The sequence below is a fragment of the Nonomuraea sp. NPDC052129 genome (genome assembly GCF_040680095.1).
GTDB lineage: Bacteria > Actinomycetota > Actinomycetes > Streptosporangiales > Streptosporangiaceae > Nonomuraea.
This window is the reverse complement of record NZ_JBFAVX010000036.1, coordinates 84522-101604: the sequence shown is the minus strand read 5'-3', so window position 1 is coordinate 101604 and position 17083 is coordinate 84522. Positions and strand designations below refer to the sequence as shown.

The 17083-nt window shown below is 69.2% G+C and carries 19 protein-coding genes and 1 pseudogene; 9 read left to right on the top strand and 11 right to left on the bottom strand.

The window, feature by feature from the left end; genetic code table 11:
- Window positions 1–14: 14 nt before the first annotated feature.
- Window positions 15–812 carry a MerR family transcriptional regulator gene (locus AB0L53_RS48145; protein ID WP_364010139.1) on the top strand — a complete coding sequence of 266 codons (798 nt, stop codon included), beginning with the start codon at window positions 15–17 and terminating at the stop codon, window positions 810–812.
- Between the two features lie 4 nt (window positions 813–816).
- Here the strand turns inward: AB0L53_RS48145 and AB0L53_RS48140 are convergent, their stop codons facing one another.
- Complete coding sequence (locus AB0L53_RS48140; protein WP_364010259.1) at window positions 817–942, bottom strand: hypothetical protein; 126 nt, start codon at window positions 940–942, stop codon at window positions 817–819.
- On the opposite strand from AB0L53_RS48140, the gene AB0L53_RS48135 reads away from it, so the two are divergent.
- The 4 genes from AB0L53_RS48135 (at window position 922) to AB0L53_RS48120 (ending at window position 3634) form a co-directional block, all read left to right on the top strand.
- Window positions 922–1176, top strand: a complete 255-nt coding sequence (locus AB0L53_RS48135; protein ID WP_364010136.1) for an Lrp/AsnC ligand binding domain-containing protein — start codon at window positions 922–924, stop codon at window positions 1174–1176. The two genes, AB0L53_RS48140 and AB0L53_RS48135, sit on opposite strands and share 21 nt — an antisense overlap.
- 213 nt (window positions 1177–1389) lie before the next feature.
- A complete protein-coding gene (locus tag AB0L53_RS48130; RefSeq protein WP_364010133.1) occupies window positions 1390–2319 on the top strand; it encodes an alpha/beta fold hydrolase in 930 nt (309 codons plus the stop codon).
- Window positions 2320–2356: 37 nt separating this feature from the next.
- Entirely contained in the window at window positions 2357–2812 is a 456-nt protein-coding gene (locus tag AB0L53_RS48125) for a transcriptional regulator (RefSeq protein WP_364010130.1), read from the top strand.
- 9 nt (window positions 2813–2821) lie between these two features.
- Window positions 2822–3634 (top strand): class I SAM-dependent methyltransferase, encoded by an 813-nt coding sequence (locus AB0L53_RS48120; protein ID WP_364010127.1) that lies wholly within the window; start codon window positions 2822–2824, stop codon window positions 3632–3634.
- Between the two features lie 73 nt (window positions 3635–3707).
- Here AB0L53_RS48120 and AB0L53_RS48115 read toward each other — a convergent pair whose 3' ends face one another.
- Window positions 3708–4127, bottom strand: a complete 420-nt coding sequence (locus AB0L53_RS48115; protein ID WP_364010124.1) for a RidA family protein — start codon at window positions 4125–4127, stop codon at window positions 3708–3710.
- A 10-nt stretch (window positions 4128–4137) separates the two neighbouring features.
- Window positions 4138–5238 (bottom strand): aminotransferase class V-fold PLP-dependent enzyme, encoded by a 1101-nt coding sequence (locus AB0L53_RS48110; RefSeq protein WP_364010121.1) that lies wholly within the window; start codon window positions 5236–5238, stop codon window positions 4138–4140.
- 147 nt (window positions 5239–5385) lie between these two features.
- Between AB0L53_RS48110 and AB0L53_RS48105 the strand changes: the two genes are divergently transcribed.
- Both AB0L53_RS48105 and AB0L53_RS48100 read left to right on the top strand, forming a co-directional pair.
- Complete coding sequence (locus tag AB0L53_RS48105; RefSeq protein ID WP_364010118.1) at window positions 5386–6189, top strand: IclR family transcriptional regulator; 804 nt, start codon at window positions 5386–5388, stop codon at window positions 6187–6189.
- A gap of 156 nt (window positions 6190–6345) precedes the next feature.
- Window positions 6346–6471: pseudogene (locus AB0L53_RS48100) on the top strand (VOC family protein); the annotation flags it as partial.
- A 10-nt stretch (window positions 6472–6481) separates the two neighbouring features.
- Here the strand turns inward: AB0L53_RS48100 and AB0L53_RS48095 are convergent.
- Window positions 6482–7687 (bottom strand): DUF3500 domain-containing protein, encoded by a 1206-nt coding sequence (locus AB0L53_RS48095; RefSeq protein WP_364010115.1) that lies wholly within the window; start codon window positions 7685–7687, stop codon window positions 6482–6484.
- A gap of 134 nt (window positions 7688–7821) precedes the next feature.
- Here AB0L53_RS48095 and AB0L53_RS48090 point away from each other — a divergent pair, with 134 nt between their 5' ends.
- Window positions 7822–8514 carry a TetR family transcriptional regulator gene (locus AB0L53_RS48090; RefSeq protein ID WP_364010112.1) on the top strand — a complete coding sequence of 231 codons (693 nt, stop codon included), beginning with the start codon at window positions 7822–7824 and terminating at the stop codon, window positions 8512–8514.
- 21 nt (window positions 8515–8535) lie between these two features.
- On the opposite strand, the gene AB0L53_RS48085 is transcribed toward AB0L53_RS48090, so the two are convergent.
- The 7 genes from AB0L53_RS48085 to AB0L53_RS48055 are packed head-to-tail and all read right to left on the bottom strand — an operon-like array spanning window position 8536 to window position 16108.
- Complete coding sequence (locus AB0L53_RS48085) at window positions 8536–9663, bottom strand: enolase C-terminal domain-like protein (RefSeq protein WP_364010109.1); 1128 nt, start codon at window positions 9661–9663, stop codon at window positions 8536–8538.
- Between the two features lie 4 nt (window positions 9664–9667).
- Entirely contained in the window at window positions 9668–10636 is a 969-nt protein-coding gene (locus tag AB0L53_RS48080) for a D-2-hydroxyacid dehydrogenase (protein ID WP_364010106.1), read from the bottom strand.
- Window positions 10633–11619, bottom strand: a complete 987-nt coding sequence (locus tag AB0L53_RS48075) for a hydroxyacid dehydrogenase (protein ID WP_364010103.1) — start codon at window positions 11617–11619, stop codon at window positions 10633–10635. Before AB0L53_RS48075 ends, AB0L53_RS48080 begins: the two co-directional genes overlap by 4 nt.
- The gene (locus tag AB0L53_RS48070) at window positions 11619–12767 is read right to left on the bottom strand and encodes a hypothetical protein (protein ID WP_364010100.1); all 1149 of its coding nucleotides are present in this window, start codon (window positions 12765–12767) and stop codon (window positions 11619–11621) included. The genes AB0L53_RS48075 and AB0L53_RS48070 overlap by 1 nt, the downstream gene beginning before the upstream one ends.
- Before the next feature lie 4 nt (window positions 12768–12771).
- Entirely contained in the window at window positions 12772–13626 is an 855-nt protein-coding gene (locus AB0L53_RS48065) for a carbohydrate ABC transporter permease (RefSeq protein WP_357956620.1), read from the bottom strand.
- Window positions 13626–14594 carry a sugar ABC transporter permease gene (locus AB0L53_RS48060; RefSeq protein ID WP_357956622.1) on the bottom strand — a complete coding sequence of 323 codons (969 nt, stop codon included), beginning with the start codon at window positions 14592–14594 and terminating at the stop codon, window positions 13626–13628. Before AB0L53_RS48060 ends, AB0L53_RS48065 begins: the two co-directional genes overlap by 1 nt.
- A gap of 59 nt (window positions 14595–14653) precedes the next feature.
- Window positions 14654–16108 (bottom strand): extracellular solute-binding protein, encoded by a 1455-nt coding sequence (locus AB0L53_RS48055; RefSeq protein WP_364010095.1) that lies wholly within the window; start codon window positions 16106–16108, stop codon window positions 14654–14656.
- A gap of 192 nt (window positions 16109–16300) precedes the next feature.
- Here AB0L53_RS48055 and AB0L53_RS48050 point away from each other — a divergent pair, with 192 nt between their 5' ends.
- Window positions 16301–17077: a sugar phosphate isomerase/epimerase gene (locus AB0L53_RS48050; protein WP_364010092.1), complete on the top strand. Its 777-nt coding sequence runs from the start codon at window positions 16301–16303 to the stop codon at window positions 17075–17077.
- The last annotated feature ends 6 nt before the right edge of the window (window positions 17078–17083 follow it).

Genomic DNA, 17083 nt, shown 5'->3' with positions numbered 1-17083 from the left:
CCTGAGAGGCTCCGATGTTGACCATCGGCGAGCTGGCGTCCTACGCCGGAGTGACGGTACGCGCGGTGAGGCACTACCACGCCAAGGGACTGCTGCCGGAGCCAGAACGAGACCACTCCGGCTACCGCAGATACGACGCCGGCGCCGTAGTCGAACTGATCAAGATCCGTACCCTCGCCGAGGCCGGAGTCCCACTGGCGCGCGTGCGCGAGCTGCTGCAGGCCGACGAGGCGGAGTTCGCCACGGCGGTCGCGGACATCGACAAGCGGCTGCGGGTGGAGATCCGGCAGCGACAGCGCCACCGTGAGCGGATCGCCCGGCTCGCCTCCGGGGACAGTTTGACGTTGCCCCCGGAGGTGCTCGACTATCTCGACCGGCTGCGCGCACTCGGGGTCGACGAGCGGATCGTCCAGGCCGAGCGCGACGGCTGGATCCTGCTGGCCGCGCACTCCCCCGAGCGAGTCCCGGAGTGGATGGCACGCAAACGGGAGCAGATCGCCGACCCGCGGCTCATCGATTTCTTTCTCACCCTGAGCCAGGCACTCGACCGGCCCGCCGGCGACCCACAGCTGGTCGAGCTGGCTGACAAGCTGGCCGCCTACATCACGCGACTGGCCGAGGAGAAGGGCGAGGACTACATCGACGACATCGACATCGAGCCACCGCTCGTCAAGCTGATGGACACATTCGCGTTCGACACTGTGCCGCCCGCCCGTCGGCTGATCGAGCTGCTGAAGAAGCGAGGCTGGACCGGCTGGACCAAGCTCGAGCGCGTGGAGCCCACGCGGGCGACAAGCACGCCGGGCCTTTGACGCGCTACCGGGTCTTCCTGTAGGCGTCCTTGAGGCATATCTTCCCCTCGCGGAAACGCCACAGGTCGATGCCGTACTCGCGGTACGGCGAGCCGCTATCGGAGACGAGGTGGTACGTCCAGGTGCACACGGCCCATTCGCCGTCAACGCGGCCTTGAAGCGGGAGCCGTGCGTGCTGGAGGTGCACGAGGTGGCAGGCGAGGACTGCTATCTGATCAAGGTCAGGGTGGGCACCACGGTCGAGCTGGCCGACGCGCTCGACCGTATCCGCGCGATCCCGGCGATCTCACACACCAACTCCACGGTCGTCTTGCGCACCGTCTTCGAACGGCCGATCACCATCGAGGCCGGACAGCCGCACTGAAAGAAGGCGTTTCATCCGGCAGCCTCTGCCGCCGCCCGAGCCGACACGAACTCGGCCGGTACGTGCCTCTCCAGCGCTGCCGGTCCTCGATGGTGGCCGAGGCGCGCCACCCGACATCCGTTCCCCTCCCCCACAGGCGTGACGCTCAGGATTGACATTGCTAGTTATTTCAGTCACCATTGAAACAACTAGCAACCTTACAGGGAGCAGATCATGGAACAGGTGACCTTCAACAGCCTCGGCACCCGCTGCGCGGGCGATCTGTATCTGCCACAGACGAGCGACCCGGCCCCCGGACTGGTGCTCGGGCACAGCGGGGCGATGGTCAAGGAGGCGCTGGCGTTCTTCGCGCCGTACTTCGTGAAGGCCGGCTTCGCGGTGCTGGCCATCGACTACCGCACGGTTGGTTCGAGCGAAGGCGAGCCGCGCGGCCTGGACTACCCGGAACGGCAGGTCGAGGACTTCCGCAGCGCCGTGTCCTACCTGCAGACCCGTCCCGAGATACAGCCGGAGCGGATCGGGGTGTGGGGCGTCAGCATCGGCGGCTCGGTGGCGGCCCAGGCCGCCGTGCTCGATCGGCGTATCAAGTGCGTCGTCGTACAGAGCCCCAGTGTGTGGAACGGATGGCGCTACCTGGAACGCCTCCTGGGCCGCGCCGGGGTCCGAGCGCTGCGCGACCAACTGCAGCAGGACTGGCAGCGGCGCTACGAAGGCGGGCAGAGCGCTCGCGTGCCGCACCTGACGCTGGACCACAGCAGCGTGAAGGACACCCCGGACATGTCCACCCGCCTGTTTCCCACCTATCGCAATGAGAAGACCCTCGACTCGGCCGAGCACCTGCTCACCTTCGCACCGGAGAACCTCGTCCACCGGCTCGCGCCGACACCGCTGCTGATGATCGCCAACGGCGGCTGGGACCCGTACCACATGCTCGAGGAGGCACAAAGCGCCTTCGACAGGGCGGGAGAGCCCAAACGGCTTGAGGTGCTGCCCTACGACGTGCTCGGCCTCTACACCGGCCCGGGCCTGGAGGAGGCGATGGCGCTCGCGATCGACTGGTTCGACCTCTACCTGCGCAAGACCCGCCTTGCCGACATCACCCCGACCCCCACCTTCGAGTCGGTCGCCGCCATGACACAGTGAGCCGGCACACGATCAACACACCGAGGAGGATCCGAAGATGAGCAGTGAGGAACACCAGGACCGACTGCTTCGATGGGTGGAGCGGGTGACCGCCTTCTGCGTCGAGGAATGGGGGCTGCCGCCCATCACCGGACGCATCCTCGGGTGGCTCATGATCTGCGATCCGGCCGAGCAGTCCGCCGGCCAGATCGCGGAGGTGATCCAGGCCAGCCGGGCCTCGCTCACCTCGAACATGCGGTTTCTCACCGCCATCGGCCTGGTCAAGAAGGTGAGAAGGCCCGGCGATCGCACCGCCTACTACTGCATCGAGGACGACGCCTGGCAGAAGGTCATCCAGCGCAAGCTCGAGAGCCTGGGCGCGTTCGGCGAGATCGCCGATGAAGGACTCGACCTCGTCGGCGGCGAGGGGCACCGCGCTGAGCGCATCAAGGCCGCCCACGACTCCCTGACCTGGCTGCAGAACCTCGCAGCCCGCCATCCGCTACGCCGTTAAGGAACCATCATGCACCGCTGGCAACCCAAACTTGGGCTGATCCAGGAAACACTGCTGCTCACCCTCTATGCCAGGGCCCTGGACGCCGAGCTGCCCAGCCCGATCCTCGGCGACAGGCTCTCCGCCGACCTGGCCGGCGGAATCGACTACGACTTCCGCAAGCTGAAGGTCAAACCCAATCTCGTCCTCACCACCGCACTGCGCGCCAAGAAGCTCGACGACGTCGTACGCGCCTACACCGCCGCTCATCCCGGATGCGTGGTGCTCGACCTGGGCTGCGGCCTGGACACCAGGATGCTGCGCTGCGATCCCCCGCCGGGCGTCGACTGGTACGACATCGACTTCCCCGAAGTGGTGAACCTGCGATCCGAGCATCTGCCCAGCCGTTCCCACCTGGTCGGAGCCGACCTCACCCAATCCGGCTGGCTCGCCGCCATCCCCGACGACCGGCCCGCCGTCATCGTCGCCGAAGGGCTGCTGCCCTTCATGCCCGGCGACTCCTTCCAGATGATGACTCGCCAGCTGACCCGCCATTTCCCCTCTGGTGAGCTCGCGCTCAATGGCTACACCCGCTTCGCGGCCTGGGCCATGAAGTACCACCCGACCATCAAGGCACTCGGCATCACCGCCGCCCAGGGCTTCGACGATGCGCACGAACCCGAGTCCTGGGGCGCGGACCTCGAACTGGTCGAGGAGCGGATCCTCACCCGCGCACCGGAAATAGCCCGGTTCCCGCAACCCCTACGCGCGCTGACCCGTCTCACCGCCCGCAGCACGGCCTTGTCGCGGCAAGGGGCGCGCATTCTCCGCTATCGGTTCTGAGAGCGAGGAAGCCGAGCTTGGGCGGCGCCGTAGCTGGAGGCGCCGCCGGTCACCAGGGCGACCCGGCCGGCGCTCATGCTCGGGCGTCGCCCCGTACCGCGATGACGGCCTCAACTTCCACGGTGAGCTCCGGGGTGGCGAGTGCGGCGACGACGGCCAGGGAGTGCGCCGGGACGTCGCCGTCGGGATACCACTCGGCGAAAACCTCGTCCCGGGCGGCGAAGAAGCCGGGCAGATGCTCGGTGCTCGATACGAAGGTCAGCAGCTTCACCACATCGTCCGGTGTCGCCCCGAACTCGTCTAGTACGGACCACAGATTGGCGAACACCTGCCGGGTCTGCGACAGAGCGTCCGGTCCCGCGAGTGAGCCGTCTCGCAGGTTCCCCACCTGCCCCGAGACGAACACCAGCGTGGTGTTCTCCGGCACCGTGGCAACGTGACTGTAGTTGCCGATGGGTGCGGGCACGCCGACCGGGTTCCAGCGCTTGGGCATCTCACTCACCTCATTGATCAAATAGCGCGTTCGCGGCTCGTTCGACGTCGGAGCTGTTGTTGAAGTAGTGGAAGCCCACCCGCAGCCGGTCGCCGAGCACGGTCGCGCGGACGCCGTCTCGCGCCAGGCGGGCCCGGACCGCGTCCGGATCGATGACGCGCACCACCGCGATGTGGCTCTGGGAGCCGGGAAGGGGGGTGCCGGCCTTCGTCTCGGCCACCTGGGCCCGGAAGTCGGCGGCCAGCCGTAGGCAATGGCGCTCGACCTGCTCGGCGTCGAGGTCGAGCAGGAGGTCCAGTGCGGGCAGCGCGCCGACCCAGGAGAGCCAGGCGGGCGAGGTGTCGCAGCGCGCCGCGCTGTCAGTGTGGACGTACGGCCCGCCGAAGAACTCGTAGGGCCGCTCGGTGGACCTCCAGCTCGGCAGCAGGGGAACCAGTCCGTCGATGTGCTCGGGCGCTGTCACCAGCCAGGCGGCCCCGCGCGGGCACAGCATCCACTTGTAGCCGTGCGCGGCGAGGTAGTCGGGACGCACCCGCTCCATGTCGAGGTGGAGCACGCCGAGCGACTGGGTCGCGTCGACGAACAGGCGGGCGCCCACGCCGTCGGTGGCCTGGCGCAGCGCCGGCAGGTCGGCGCGGTGGCCGTCGATCGACAACACGTCGCTGACGGCGAGCAGGACAGTGCGCGCATCCAGTGCGGCCACGAGGTCCTCTGTACGGGTGTGGCCGTCCCTGGGCGGCACCAGCACCACCTCGTGTCCGGCGGCCTCCAGTTGCCACCAGGGGAAGAGGTTGCTCCGGAACTCCTGGGCGGGCAACACGATCCGTCCGGGCGGCAACGACCTGGCCACGGTCGCGGCAGCCTCGGCGGTCGAGCCCATCACGGCGATCCGTTCCTCGGCGATGCCCAGCAGCCGGGCCACAGATCTCTTGCTTTCGGCGGGGGCGCGGTCCCATTCCCGCCAATCGAACTCCCCGTACAGCCACGAGTCCAGGGCCGCCTGCAGCGCGTGCACGACGCCGAGCGCGGCGGGCGGGCTCGCCGGTGTGTCGAGCCACACGTGGCGCTGCAACGCGGGGAAGTGCGACCGGAACTGCTCGGAGCTGAGCATGTGATCCTTCCTCAGCGGATGTGTCGGTTATGGCGCCTGTTCGGCGGTTTGCAGCATGACCTTCGCCGAGCACATCGGCTCAAGGAGCGCTTGCCTTTTTCGCTATAGTCGAAAACTTGATAGTCGAAGACCGGCTTCGATGGCCCCGTGACTGAGAACGCCGAGATCACCGAGGACGGCAGCCTGCAGACTCTGCTGCGCGGCCTCGACGTGTTGCGGGCCGTCGCCCACATGGGCGGCCAGGCCACGGCCAAGAGCCTCAGTCGGCAGCTCGACCTCAGCCTCGGTCGCTGCTACCACATCCTGCGCACGCTCAAGGCGGGCGGTTACATCGTGCGACTGCCCGGTGGGCGAGTCGACGTCGGCCCGCACGGCGCCTCCCTCGGCCGCCAGCTCGGTGCCAGGTTCGAGCCCCTTCCCGAACTGTTCGCCGTCTTGGCCAGGCTGCACGCCCGGACGCGGGAGACCTCCTATGTCAGCGGCTGGCATCATGGCGTCATCACCCTGTTGCAGTTCATCGCCAGTGAGCAGTCGCGCGGCGTGCGCGGCCTCGACGTCGGCTACACCGGCGACCTGCACGCCCGTGCCTCCTGTAAGGCGGTGCTGGCGCACCTGCCGCGCGAGCAGATCGAGATCATGTTCCGCGGGGTCGAGCTCCGGCGGCTGACCGCGCACACCCACGGCGACGTCAACAGCCTGACCGTGGAGCTCAGCAACATCCGCCGGCAGGGCTTCGCGCTCGACCTGGAGGAGTTCAGCGAAGGCGTCTGCTGCGCCTCCGCCGCTTACTTCGATCATGATGGCGCTCCGGCGGGCTCGTACACGGTGTCGGTGCCCGTGACGCGATTCAGGGCCGCCCAGCGCGACCTGGTCTCCGCGGTGCAGGAGGCCGCCGCCATCGCGACGAACCTCCTGCGCGGTCATCCCCTCGCCGTGCCCAGCCGCGGCTGACCGGCTACCCGTCGCACGCGCGCCAGTCCGACCCCGTTGGCGCCGCGGGTGACAACGGCCGCTCGTGCTCGCTTGACATGCAAGTAGCGGCTTGCCAGCGCCCTCTGGGGGCGCGAGCGTGCAGTGACCAGAGCTGGTTGCGACGCCTCAATCACGTACGAGCGGCTCCGCGGCCTCGGCGTGCGCTTCACTCAAGAGCCGGTCGACATGGGGCCGGTGACCACCGCCGTGCTCGACGACACCTGCGGCAACCTGATCCAGATCGCCCAGCAGGCCGGCTAGCGGCGGGCGGTCAGTGCGGGATCTCGGTCCGGTGCGAGGCGAGCAGGTCCATCCCGAAGTCCCCGTCCGGGTCCCGCCACACGGAGTGCGCGTGGTTGGCGGCGCGCTGGGTGTTGTCGTACTCGATGAGCAGGCGTGGTCCGGTGAGCCGGTAGTAGTGGGGCTCGCCCGGCGAGACGCTGCCGGCCCAGCCGAAATGTACGCGGTCGAGATTGTGCTCGACGAGATAGTGGCGGCGGTAGGCGTCGGCGACCGGTGCCGGAGAGCGGTCGGTGTAGGCCGCCAGCAGTTCGCGGAGCAGCCCGCGCTGCTCCCCCGTCATCTCGTGGGCAGGGACCCCTTGGGGGTCATGGGTGAGCGCCATCGTCTCGTGGTCCTGCTCGGTGTAGCCGGAGTCGCGCTCGGCGGCTTCGTCGAGCCGGTGGGCCAGCGCGGAGAGCTCCGGCGTGGGCAGCGGTCCGCGGAACAGGTCCTGCAAGTGCATCATGCGGTCTCCGGGGCGTACGCGGGCGCGGTTGCCCGAGACGATGTCGGAGATCGCGCGGGGGTGCAGCAGCGCCCGCGCCTGGTCCGGCCTGCGAAGCGAGCCCATCACGGAGCGAGCCAGGTCCTCGGCCCCGCCGAGCGGGCGCAGCGTCCCGGCGAGCAGCGGCGATGTCGCAGGGTTGGCGCCCAGGAACGACGGTGTCGACGCCGCGATCCGTCCCTCGTGAATCAGCAGGTTCACCGACACATGGTGGCCGCCGACACGCCACCCCCATAGGGGGTCACCGGGACGGCCGAAGACGCGTACCCAGTACAGCCCCGGGTCGCGGGTACGCTCCCGGCCCCAGTCGACGCTCCACCCCTCCAGTTCGTCGAGGACGTTCTCCAGCCCCATGATGACGCAGGCGGTGGCGTACGCCGGGCGCGTCAGGCCACTGGCCAGGAGCCGCATGGCGAGGCCCTGCTGCCGGGGTGAGAGTTCGCCGAGCGGCACCCCGCCGTGGTCGGTGGGAGTGTAGAACCACCGGACCCGCTCGGCCTCGACGGCCGGGTCATCGAAGGGGGTCCGCACCGCTCGGGCGGACAGCGCTTCCGGGAGCGAGTCGAGGAATTCGGTCGCGACGCGGACCATGTCGTCCACGAGCGTCCGCTCCGCGTCGCCCGGACCCGCCGCTCCCCCGCCATCCACCAGACCTGCTGCTTCCACGCGATCGGTGACCTTCTCGCCCACCAGACCCACCTCATCTCTCTCGAAATGGTCCCTTTCGGGAGTCATGCGGCGATACGTCCGGTTCCGCGACATCGAGCATAACCTTCGAACCATCGGCAACCTAGCAAAAGACCGCCGGTATGTAGGATGTGGCCGTGACCTTCAAGCGCGCCCGCAACGACGAGCAACGCGGCGAACGACGGCGGCAGATACTCGACACCGCCGCCGCGATGCTGACCGAGATGCCGGTCGCGAAACTGAGCCTGAACGAACTCAGCCGCCGCGCCAGCCTGGCCAAGCCCAACGTGCTGCGCTACTTCGAATCGCGCGAGGCGGTCCTGCTCCAGCTCCTGGACACAGAGATCCACGACTGGATCGCCGAACTGGAGCAGTCACTCGAACCCACCAGCGGCACACCACGGCAACGTGGAGACCAACTGGCCGCCATCCTGGCCAAGTCGATCACCGGGCGGCCGGTGCTGTGCGACCTGATCAGCACGCAAGCCGCGGTGCTGGAACACAACGTGTCCACCGAAGTCGCCATCCAGCACAAGAACGCCACCCTGCACGCCTTCCAATCCCTGGTCCGGCTGATTCTCCGCTACCTGCCCGAACTCGGCACACAGGACGCCTTCCGGCTCGTCGGACTGGCCACGCTGACGGTCAGCGCCGCCTGGCCGTACAGCCGGCCCACAGAGGCACTCCTGGCCGCCTACACCTCCGACCCGGCGCTGGCCCCCATGCAAGTGGACTTCACCGAGCTGGTACGCCAAGCGCTGGAAGTGACCATCTCCGGCCTCCTCGCCCGCGGAGAAGACCTGCCGCTGGGAGCGGGCCCCCTCAGCTGAGCCCGCCGCAAGACTCGCCTGTCAGGCCGCGAGCGAGCGGACCACCTCCTCGTCCACGCCGATCCCCAGGCCGGGGCCGGTGGGCACGTGGGCGACGCCGTCGGCGACGGTGATGACCGGGTCCGTGGCGTACGGGCTGGTGATGAACTGCCGGCCGTTGAGGTCGACGGGCGTGTCCACGCCGAACGCGGCGAACAGGTGCAGCGAGGCGGCCAGCCCGATGTCGGACTCGGTGAGCCCGGAGCCCATGACGGCCAGGCCGCTGTCCTCGGCGAGCTGGCACTGGCGCAGGGCCAGGGTCAGCCCGCCGCAGCGCTGCACCTTGGCCACGGCGACGTCGATGGCGTCAAGCCGGACGAAGGTCGCCAGGTCGCTCGGGTGGCGCAGGCTCTCGTCCACGGCCACCGGGATGGGGCTGGCGTCACGCAGGCGGCGCAGGCCGGCGAGGTCGTTGGAGGGCACCGGCTGCTCGAAGACGGCGACGTTCAGATCGGTCAGGCGCCTGGCCACCCGGAGCGCGGCGGCGGCCGTGTAACCCTGGTTTGCGTCCACCCAGAGCACGGCGTCGGGCGCGGCGGCGCGTACGGCGGTCACGATGGCCACGTCCTCGTCCTCGGTGTGCAGGCCGAGCTTGACCTTGACGTGACGGTAGCCGTGCGCGCGGCCCTCGGCCACCGAGTCCGCGGCCTCGGACGCCGACTCACCCGACACGATCCAGGCCAGCTCGATGGTGTCGCGCCTGCGCCGGCCCCACAGCTCGCCGAGGGACACGCCCAGGCTCCGGGCGTAGGCGTCGTGGCAGGCCACGTCCACCGCCGCGCGTGCCAGCGGCATGCCGATCGAGAACCCCTTGCTGATGGTGCGGTCGAAGGTACGGCAGAGCCCGTCGAGGTCCCACAGTGGGCGGCCGACGGCGGCCGGGGCCAGGTAGCCCTCGATGGTGGAGACGATGGATTCGGTGGTCTCGTACGTCCATGAGGGAATCGGGGTGGACTCGCCCCATCCGATGGCGCCGTCGTCGGCCGTGACCTTCACCAGGACCCTGATGGCGGGGCGGCCGCTCTGGACCACGGACCCGCCCGCGACCGCGAAGTCGCGCAGCGAGGGCAGGGCCACGGTGAAGGTCTCGACGCGTGCTATCTGGTTCACGTGATCAGTACCATTCCGACTTGTCCACCACATTGATCAGTTCGCGCCCGGCCACGAAGCGGCGGGCGTTCTCCAGCAGGACGGCGAAGCACCGCTCCGAGGCGTGCGGTCCCACGCCCGCGACGTGCGGGGTGATGAGCACGTCGGGACGCCGCCAGAGCGGGTGGTCGGCGGGGAGCGGCTCGGTCTCGAAGACGTCCAGGGCCGCGCCGGCCAGGTGGCCCGAGGACAGGGCGGCGGCCAGGTCGTCGAGCCGGACGATGGGGCCGCGGCCGACGTTGACCACGTACGCCCCCGGCTTGGCCAGCGCCAGCCGGCGCGCGTCCAGCAGGCCCTCGGTGGCGGGGGTGTGCGGGATCGTCAGGATGACCAGGTCCGCCTCGGGAAGCAGCCGGTCGAGCGCGTCCGGCGGCAGCACCTCGGCGAAGCCCGGCACGGGCCCGCCGCGCCGGGCGTCCGTGCCCACGACCCTGGTGCCGAACGCCGCCAGCAGCCTGCCGACCTCGGACCCGATCGCGCCCACCCCCACGACCAGGGCCGTGGCCTCGCTCATGGGCAGCACGGCGCCGGGGTCCCAGTCGGGCGCCCAGTGCGCGCGGGCCTGTTCGCGGGCGTACCTGGGCAGGTCCCTGGCCAGCGCGAGCACGAGCGCCAGCGTGTGCGCGGCCACGTGGTCGGTGTAGGTGTCGCGCATGTTGGTGACCTGTACGGGGTGCGCGACCAGGGCCGGATGGTAGAAGGCCGGAGGCGGCCCGGCCTGCGGAGCCTGCAACCAGCGCAGCCGCCCGGCGTGCGCCAGCAGGTCGGCGGGCAGCGTGCCGTAGGCGGCGTCGGCCTCCGCCAGCGCCCGCGCCGCCTCCGCCGGGGTCTCCGGCTCTAGGACGACGAGCCCCGGCACCGCCTGTTCCAGCCGGGCCTGCCAGCCCGCGGTGGCCGGATCGTGCGGCGGCAACAGCACCAGGGTGGTGCTCACGCCCTTCTCGCGAGGCCGGACTCGGTGATCTCGTACCGCAGCGGCTCCCCCGCGAGGTAGCGGGCGAGCTCCTCGGCCATCGCCTCGCCGTGGCGGCGCCGCTCGTGGCCCAGGCTGCCCGCCACGTGCGGGGTGACGACGATGTTCGGCATCGTGAACAGCGGCGACCCGGCGACGGGCGGTTCCGGGTGGGTGACGTCGAGGACGGCGAACAGGTCGGTCCGCCGGCTCAGCACGTCCACGAGCGCGGCCTCGTCGACCAGCTGGCCGCGCGCCGAGTTGATCAGGGTGGCGTCGTGCTTCATCGACTCCAGCAGCGCGGCGCCGACCAGGCCGCTCGTCTCGGGGGTGAGCGGGGCGTGCAGGCTGACCACGTCGGAGGTGGCGAACAGCTCCTCGAGGCCGACCAGGCGCACCCCGAGCCGCTCGGCCTCCGCCGGGTCGGCGTACGGGTCGTGGGCCTGCACGTCGAGCTTGTGGTGGGCCAGCAGCCGCGCCGTGGCCCGGCCAGTGGCGCCGAGCGAGACCAGCCCGACCGTCGCGCCGTAGGCTCCCAGCTCGGGTCCGCGCGGGGCGGTGGCGGCGGCGGCGCGCGCGGCCAGAACGTAGCGCCAGCCGTGCTTGAGCGCGTACAGGATCTGCGACAGCGCGAACTCGGCGACCGGCTCGGCGTTGGCCGTGGCCGCCGTGGTGACCCGCACTCCCCTGGCCCACATCTCCGGGGTCACCATCGAGCGGATGGAGCCCGCGCCGTACAGCACCAGTGAGAGTTTGGGTGCGGCGGCGAGAAACTCGGCGTCCAGCTTGGGCGCGCCCCACCCGGTCACCAGGACCTCAATGCCGCCGAGCACGTCGGGAGTGAGCCGGTCGGCGGTGAGCAAGGGAGAGTCGATGGCCAAATGCTGCTCAAGCGCGGTCCGGGCATCCGGGCCGTAGACGTCGTCGAAGCGGTTCGGGTCCATCACGTACAAGCCGTTCAGCATTATTTCTCCTTCAAGCGAGCCGCCGCCCGCAAACTTGCCAGGCGGGCGGGTGAGCCCAGCCCGGCGTGGTAGTAACGCAGTTGCCGCGCGCCCCCGGCGACGAGGTCGGCGGCCAAAGCCGGGATCCGGGCGTGCCCGTCCTCCAGCACGGTCAGGTTGGCGACGAGCGGGACTTCGGTATGGCTCGCCGCGGCCTTCATCTGGGCCAGGGCCGCCTCCTCCTGGCCCCAGCACTTGAGCACGTACGCGTCGACCGGTGCGTCGAAGGTGGCCAGGTCGATCCCCACGTCGGGGCCGGTGACCTGCGGGTCGTCGGTGGCCATGAGCAGCAGCTCACGGCCGCCGGCCAGCGCCGCCACGTCCCGGACCAGGCCGGCGATGACCTGCCCGCGGTGACCGTACACCGCCTGGGCACGCTCGCGGCCGAGCACTTCGTCCAGGCTCGTCCCGGCCGGGACGCCCCGCTGGAGCTCCCCGTCCACGGCGGCGCGCACGTCGCGCGCCAGTTCCTCGACGTCCAGGCCGCGCCCGGCCAGCCCGGCCCGGCAGGCCGGGCACAGGCAGAGGGACAGCAGCGCCTTGCCGCAGGCGGACAGGCCGGCGCCGGAGGTCTTCTCGTGGTGACCGGCGTGCTCCATGCCCAGCCAGCCGCACGCCTCCAGCATCAGCGCGGGCACGTCGTACTGCTCGCACACCTCGCCTACGAGAGTGAGCGCGTACTCGTGGACGGCGGGCTGAGCGGGACAGAGAGCGTAGGGGTAGGACTCGCCGTAGGCGTTCGTGACCGTCAGGTCGGGCGCCTCGCGGCCCAGCACCGAGGAGTGCGTGAGCACCAGCCAGGCCTCCGCCCGCAGCCCCGCCCCGGCCAGCGCGGCCAGCGCCGTGCCGAACCGGTCCTCGTCGGCCACTCCCCAGCTCGGCGGGTACGGCCGCAGCCGCCCGCGCCAGCGCTCGGGACGCAGCCGGAAGTAGGCCGCCGCGTGGTCGGCCTGCACGATCCGGTGACGCGGATGCCACGGGGTGACGCCCCGGACCGAGTGGTAGGCGGCCTGCAGGGTCACCCTGCTCACGCCCAGCCCGGCGATGCGCTCGGCCGCCGCGGGGTCGCCCACGACGTCCCAGGTGTAGGCGAACGCCCCATGCCTCACGCGGTCATCCTTTCGTGGCGCCGGCCAGGCCGCGCGTGAAGTAGCTCTGGAAGAACAGGAAGATCATCAACATCGGCAGGAACGAGATCGTCATCCCGGCGGCGAACCCGGTCCAGTCCGTCGCGTGCTCGCCCTGGAAGGACAGCATCCCGACGGCGAGGTTCTGCAACTCGGGCTGGCCGAGCGTGAACACCAGCGGGATGTTGAACTCGTTCCAGCTGCTGATGAACTGGAAGATGACCACCACCGCGATGACCGGCTTGGCCAGCGGGAGGATGAGGCGGAAGGTCTTGAGGAAACCGGCCCCGTCGAGCTTGGCCGCCTCGAACAGGTCGGTCGGGACACTGGAGAAGAACCCGACGAACAGCAGGACGTAGAGCGCGCCGGCGCCGCCGGACATGGCCAGGATGACCCCGGCCCGGGTGTTCAGCAGGCCGAGGTTCTCGATCAGCACGAACTGCGGGACGATGATCGAGGCGACCGGGATGAACAGGGTCCCCACGATCATCCGGTAGAGCAGGGTCCGGCCCGGGAACTCGTACCTGGCCAGCACGTAGCCGCACAGGGCCGCCTTGACCAATTCGACCAGGGTCGAGGCGACCGAGTAGAGCACCGTGTTGAAGAAGTATCCGGAGAACCCGGCGTTGACCCAGGCCCGGACGAAGTTGTCGAAGTTCAGCTGGTCGGGCAGGAGGCTCGCGCCGCTGGTGAACATCCCCGCCTGGGTCTTGAACGCGGCCGAGATCGTCCACAGGAAGGGATAGACCCACACGAGCCCGACGACCAGCAGGATCGGCAGGGCGATGAGATTGGCCCGCACGGCGTGGCTGCGCCGGGCCGCACGAGTGGTCGCTGCCATCAGACGCCGTACTCCTTCCTGAGCCGCTGAGCCCGGCGGACCGCCAGGCCCTGGGCGGAGACCAGGACGAAGGCGATGACGGAGAACAGCAGCGCCGCGGCCGAGGCGTAGCCGTAGGCGAACGGCACCGAGCCGAAGGCGTTCTGGTAGATGAAGTAGGACACCACGTAGGTGCTGGTGCCCGGCCCACCCGCGGTGAGCGTGACGACCAGCCCGAAGACGTGCATGGCGTTCACCAGGCCGAGCAGGGCGATGATCACGGCGACCGGCCTGATCATCGGCAACGTGATGCGGGTGAGCTTCTTCCACTCCCCCGCGCCGTCGATGGCGGCCGCCTCATAGACCTCCTCGGGCACGTTCTGCAGCGCCGCGATCCAGTAGATCATGTACTGGCCGAAGATCTGCCAGATGGAGACGAGCACGAGCACGACCAGCGCGCTCCACCGGTTGGCGAACACGTCGAACCCCTGGTCGACCAGGCCGAGGTCGCGCAGAATCGCGTTCAGCGCGCCGTTGGACGGGTTGAGCAGGTAGGTGAACACCAGCCCCGCCATGGCGACGGGGATGATGAGCGGCGCGAAGAACATGGTCCGGAAGAACCGCTTGCCGCGCAGCCACTTGCGGGTCAGCAGGATCGCCGCCAGCAGCGAGATCGGCAGCTTGATGACGGTCGTCAGCAGGGCGAAGACCAGCGTGTTGACCACCGAGAGCCAGAACAGCGGGTCGGCCAGGATCGTGCCGTAGTTACCGCCCCCGACGAAGTTGTCGATGGGGCCGACGCCCGACCAGTCGAAGAAGGAGTAGTAGATCGTCGCGATCAGCGGCCAGATGGTGAAACCGAGATAGAGCAGAAGGAAAGGGGCCAGGAAGACGAGCAGCCAGACCCTCTCGAGGCCGCGGACGCGCTCGCGGGAGTGATCGGGGCGCTCTGGCACCCGCTTGGCGGGCGACCGGTCCCGGTCCGTCACCCTTTCCCTCCTGGGGGCGGGAGCGGTGGTTGTCATGGATGTCCTCACGAGGAGTCCGGTCAGTTGCGGTACATGTCCGAGGTGTAGTCCTTCGTGTACTCCCAGTCGGAGAAGGTGTAGCAGTCCATCGACACCTTCAGGCCGCTGGCCGCCTCCTGCTTGAGCCCATCCTCCAGAGCGGTCTGCCGCTGTTTGGCGATGGCGGCGCCTGTGCTCTCCAGAGGCTGGCCGCTGGTCAGCGCTTCACCCATGGCCTCCCACTCCCCGTCGGGGCTCTTGGCCACCGCGTTGACGTACGCCTTGGACTTGGCGATGTCGGGGCACTTGAGCAGGGGCACGGGAAGCTGGACCCGGTAGCCCGGCTTTCCGCCGATCTCCATGATCTGCCTGAGCGCCGGGTCGGTGACCATCTTCTGGTTGTCGACGTAGGCGAGCGTGCCGAAGGCGCTCTTGTAGTACTGCTTGACGAAGTAGCCGTTGGGATCGGTCATCCACTGGATGAAGGTCCACATGGCGTCGGGATGCTTGGTCTGCGAGCTGACCCAGTACTTGTTGTTGTCGTACTTGCGGCCGGCCGCGCCGGTCTGCCCGCCGTCCGGGTTGACGCGTGGCGCCACCACGTACTTGTCGCTGCTGAAGCCCTGGCTGGCCCACACGCTCGGCAGCCAGGTGCCGTCGAACATGATGCCGGCCTGATCGGCGGCGAACTGCTGGCGGGAGAAGTTCTTGTCGTTGGTGCCGGGCGCCAGGTAGCCGGCCTTGTTGAGCTCCTGGATGAAGGCGAAGGTCTTCGCCTGCGCGGGCTGGGTCACATCGAACTTGCCGGTCTTGTAGTCGAAGAACTCGTCCGTCGAGACGCTGCCGATCAGCCCGTACCAGATCCGCTGCATGTCCACGCCCTTGGTGGGGGCGGCGATGCACTGCGCCTTGGTCTTGGCCTTGATCTGCGCGCAGGCGTTCTTGAGATCGGTCCAGGTCTTGGGCGGGCTGTTGACGTCCAGCCCGGCATCCTGGAAGACCTTCTTGTTGAGGAACATGTAGCCGGAGCCCCAGTACAGGTTCTCCGAGAACGGGAAGCCGTAGGTCTTCCCGTCCTGCATGTTGATGCCTTCCAGGAAGGACCCGTCCGGCCAGCGCTTGGTGAAGTCGGCGGGGACGGTCCCGTTCGGGCTGAGCGGGCGGATCCACTTCTGGTCCGTCAGCTGGGACAGCCCGAGAGCGTTCCAGTAGAACATGTCCGGCGCCTGGTTGCTCTGGAAGGCCAGGGGCAGGGTCTTCATGTACTCGGACTGGGTGATCGAGCGCCACTCGATCTTGATGTCGGGATGCTCCTTGGTGAACTGGGCGCCGATGTCCTTGTGGAAGTTCACCTGTTCAGCGGAGAAGTCCCAGATCCGCAACGTGGTCTGCGAGCCACCTCCGCTCGGGTTGCTCGAGGTGCCGCACGCCGACACGAGCAGAGACGCCATGGCTGCGGTGGCCATCACGGCGGTCAAACGCGGACGAGGGATCATGGACCCTCCTAAAGAGGCGGAGGTCAGAGGGGGGTCGGGTGGCTGGTAAGCGCTTACCCGAGGGTGGGTCGAGAGTAGCCCGCCTCATTCCCCGATTCAAGGCTTGTGAGAAAGCGGTTTCAGATGGATGCTCAGCGATGAAGTCTGTCTGACCCAAGATGTACAAGCGCTTTCTCAACTTCAGGAGTACGTGTGCGCCTGCTCGCCTTCACCAAGCCCTTCGGCTCCATCGACGCCCCCGAGCTGGCCGAGGCCGTCGCCTCGGTGGGCGCCGAGGGGGCGGACCTCCTCGTACGCGAGGGCCAGACGGTCAGCCCCACAGACCCGGACGGCATCGCCGTCGTCGCCACGGAACTCGGGCGCCGCGGGCTCACCCTCGACGTCGTCACCACCGACTTCCTCGACGCCGACGCCGACGCCGAACGGCTCATCGCGGCCTGCGGCGAGGCCGGCGTCCCCCTCGTACGGACGGGCTTCTACCGCTACGACCCCGCCATCGGCTACCACCATCAGCTGAAGGAGGCCAGAGCCGCGCTGACCCGCCTGTCCGATCTCGCCGCCCGGCACGGCGTGCGGGTGGCGGTCCAGCTGCATCACGGTACGATCCATCCATCCGCCGCGCTCGCCCTCGCACTCGCCGGTGACCTGAATGACGTGCGCTTCTACGCCGACCCCGGCAACCAGGCCAAGGAGGGCAGCGAGGCATGGGCGCTCAACGTCGATCTGCTGGGCGATCGGATGGCCTGCATGGGAGTGAAGAACGCCGCCTGGCGATCGGGCCCGGACGGCTGGACGTGCGATTGGCAGCCGTTCGCGGACGGGGGCGTGGTCCGCTGGGCGGAGATCATCCCCGGGCTGCGCGAACGCGGCTACGCCGGGGTGCTGTCGCTGCACGTCCACTACCCGGCGGCCGACCCGGTGGCGGCCGTACGGAGAGATCTGGATCATCTGCGCGGGCTGCTCGGCTGACGGGCG

What these genes read in the sequence shown, in the direction of transcription:
- AB0L53_RS48055 (WP_364010095.1), bottom strand. Translation starts at nt 16,108, where the DNA reads ATGATCCCTCGTCCGCGTTTGACCGCCGTGATGGCCACCGCAGCCATG.
- AB0L53_RS48145 (WP_364010139.1), top strand. Translation starts at nt 15, where the DNA reads ATGTTGACCATCGGCGAGCTGGCGTCCTACGCCGGAGTGACGGTACGC.
- AB0L53_RS48120 (WP_364010127.1), top strand. Translation starts at nt 2,822, where the DNA reads ATGCACCGCTGGCAACCCAAACTTGGGCTGATCCAGGAAACACTGCTG.
- AB0L53_RS48065 (WP_357956620.1), bottom strand. Translation starts at nt 13,626, where the DNA reads ATGGCAGCGACCACTCGTGCGGCCCGGCGCAGCCACGCCGTGCGGGCC.
- AB0L53_RS48110 (WP_364010121.1), bottom strand. Translation starts at nt 5,238, where the DNA reads ATGCTCAGCTCCGAGCAGTTCCGGTCGCACTTCCCCGCGTTGCAGCGC.
- AB0L53_RS48125 (WP_364010130.1), top strand. Translation starts at nt 2,357, where the DNA reads ATGAGCAGTGAGGAACACCAGGACCGACTGCTTCGATGGGTGGAGCGG.
- AB0L53_RS48115 (WP_364010124.1), bottom strand. Translation starts at nt 4,127, where the DNA reads ATGCCCAAGCGCTGGAACCCGGTCGGCGTGCCCGCACCCATCGGCAAC.
- AB0L53_RS48130 (WP_364010133.1), top strand. Translation starts at nt 1,390, where the DNA reads ATGGAACAGGTGACCTTCAACAGCCTCGGCACCCGCTGCGCGGGCGAT.
- AB0L53_RS48075 (WP_364010103.1), bottom strand. Translation starts at nt 11,619, where the DNA reads ATGCTGAACGGCTTGTACGTGATGGACCCGAACCGCTTCGACGACGTC.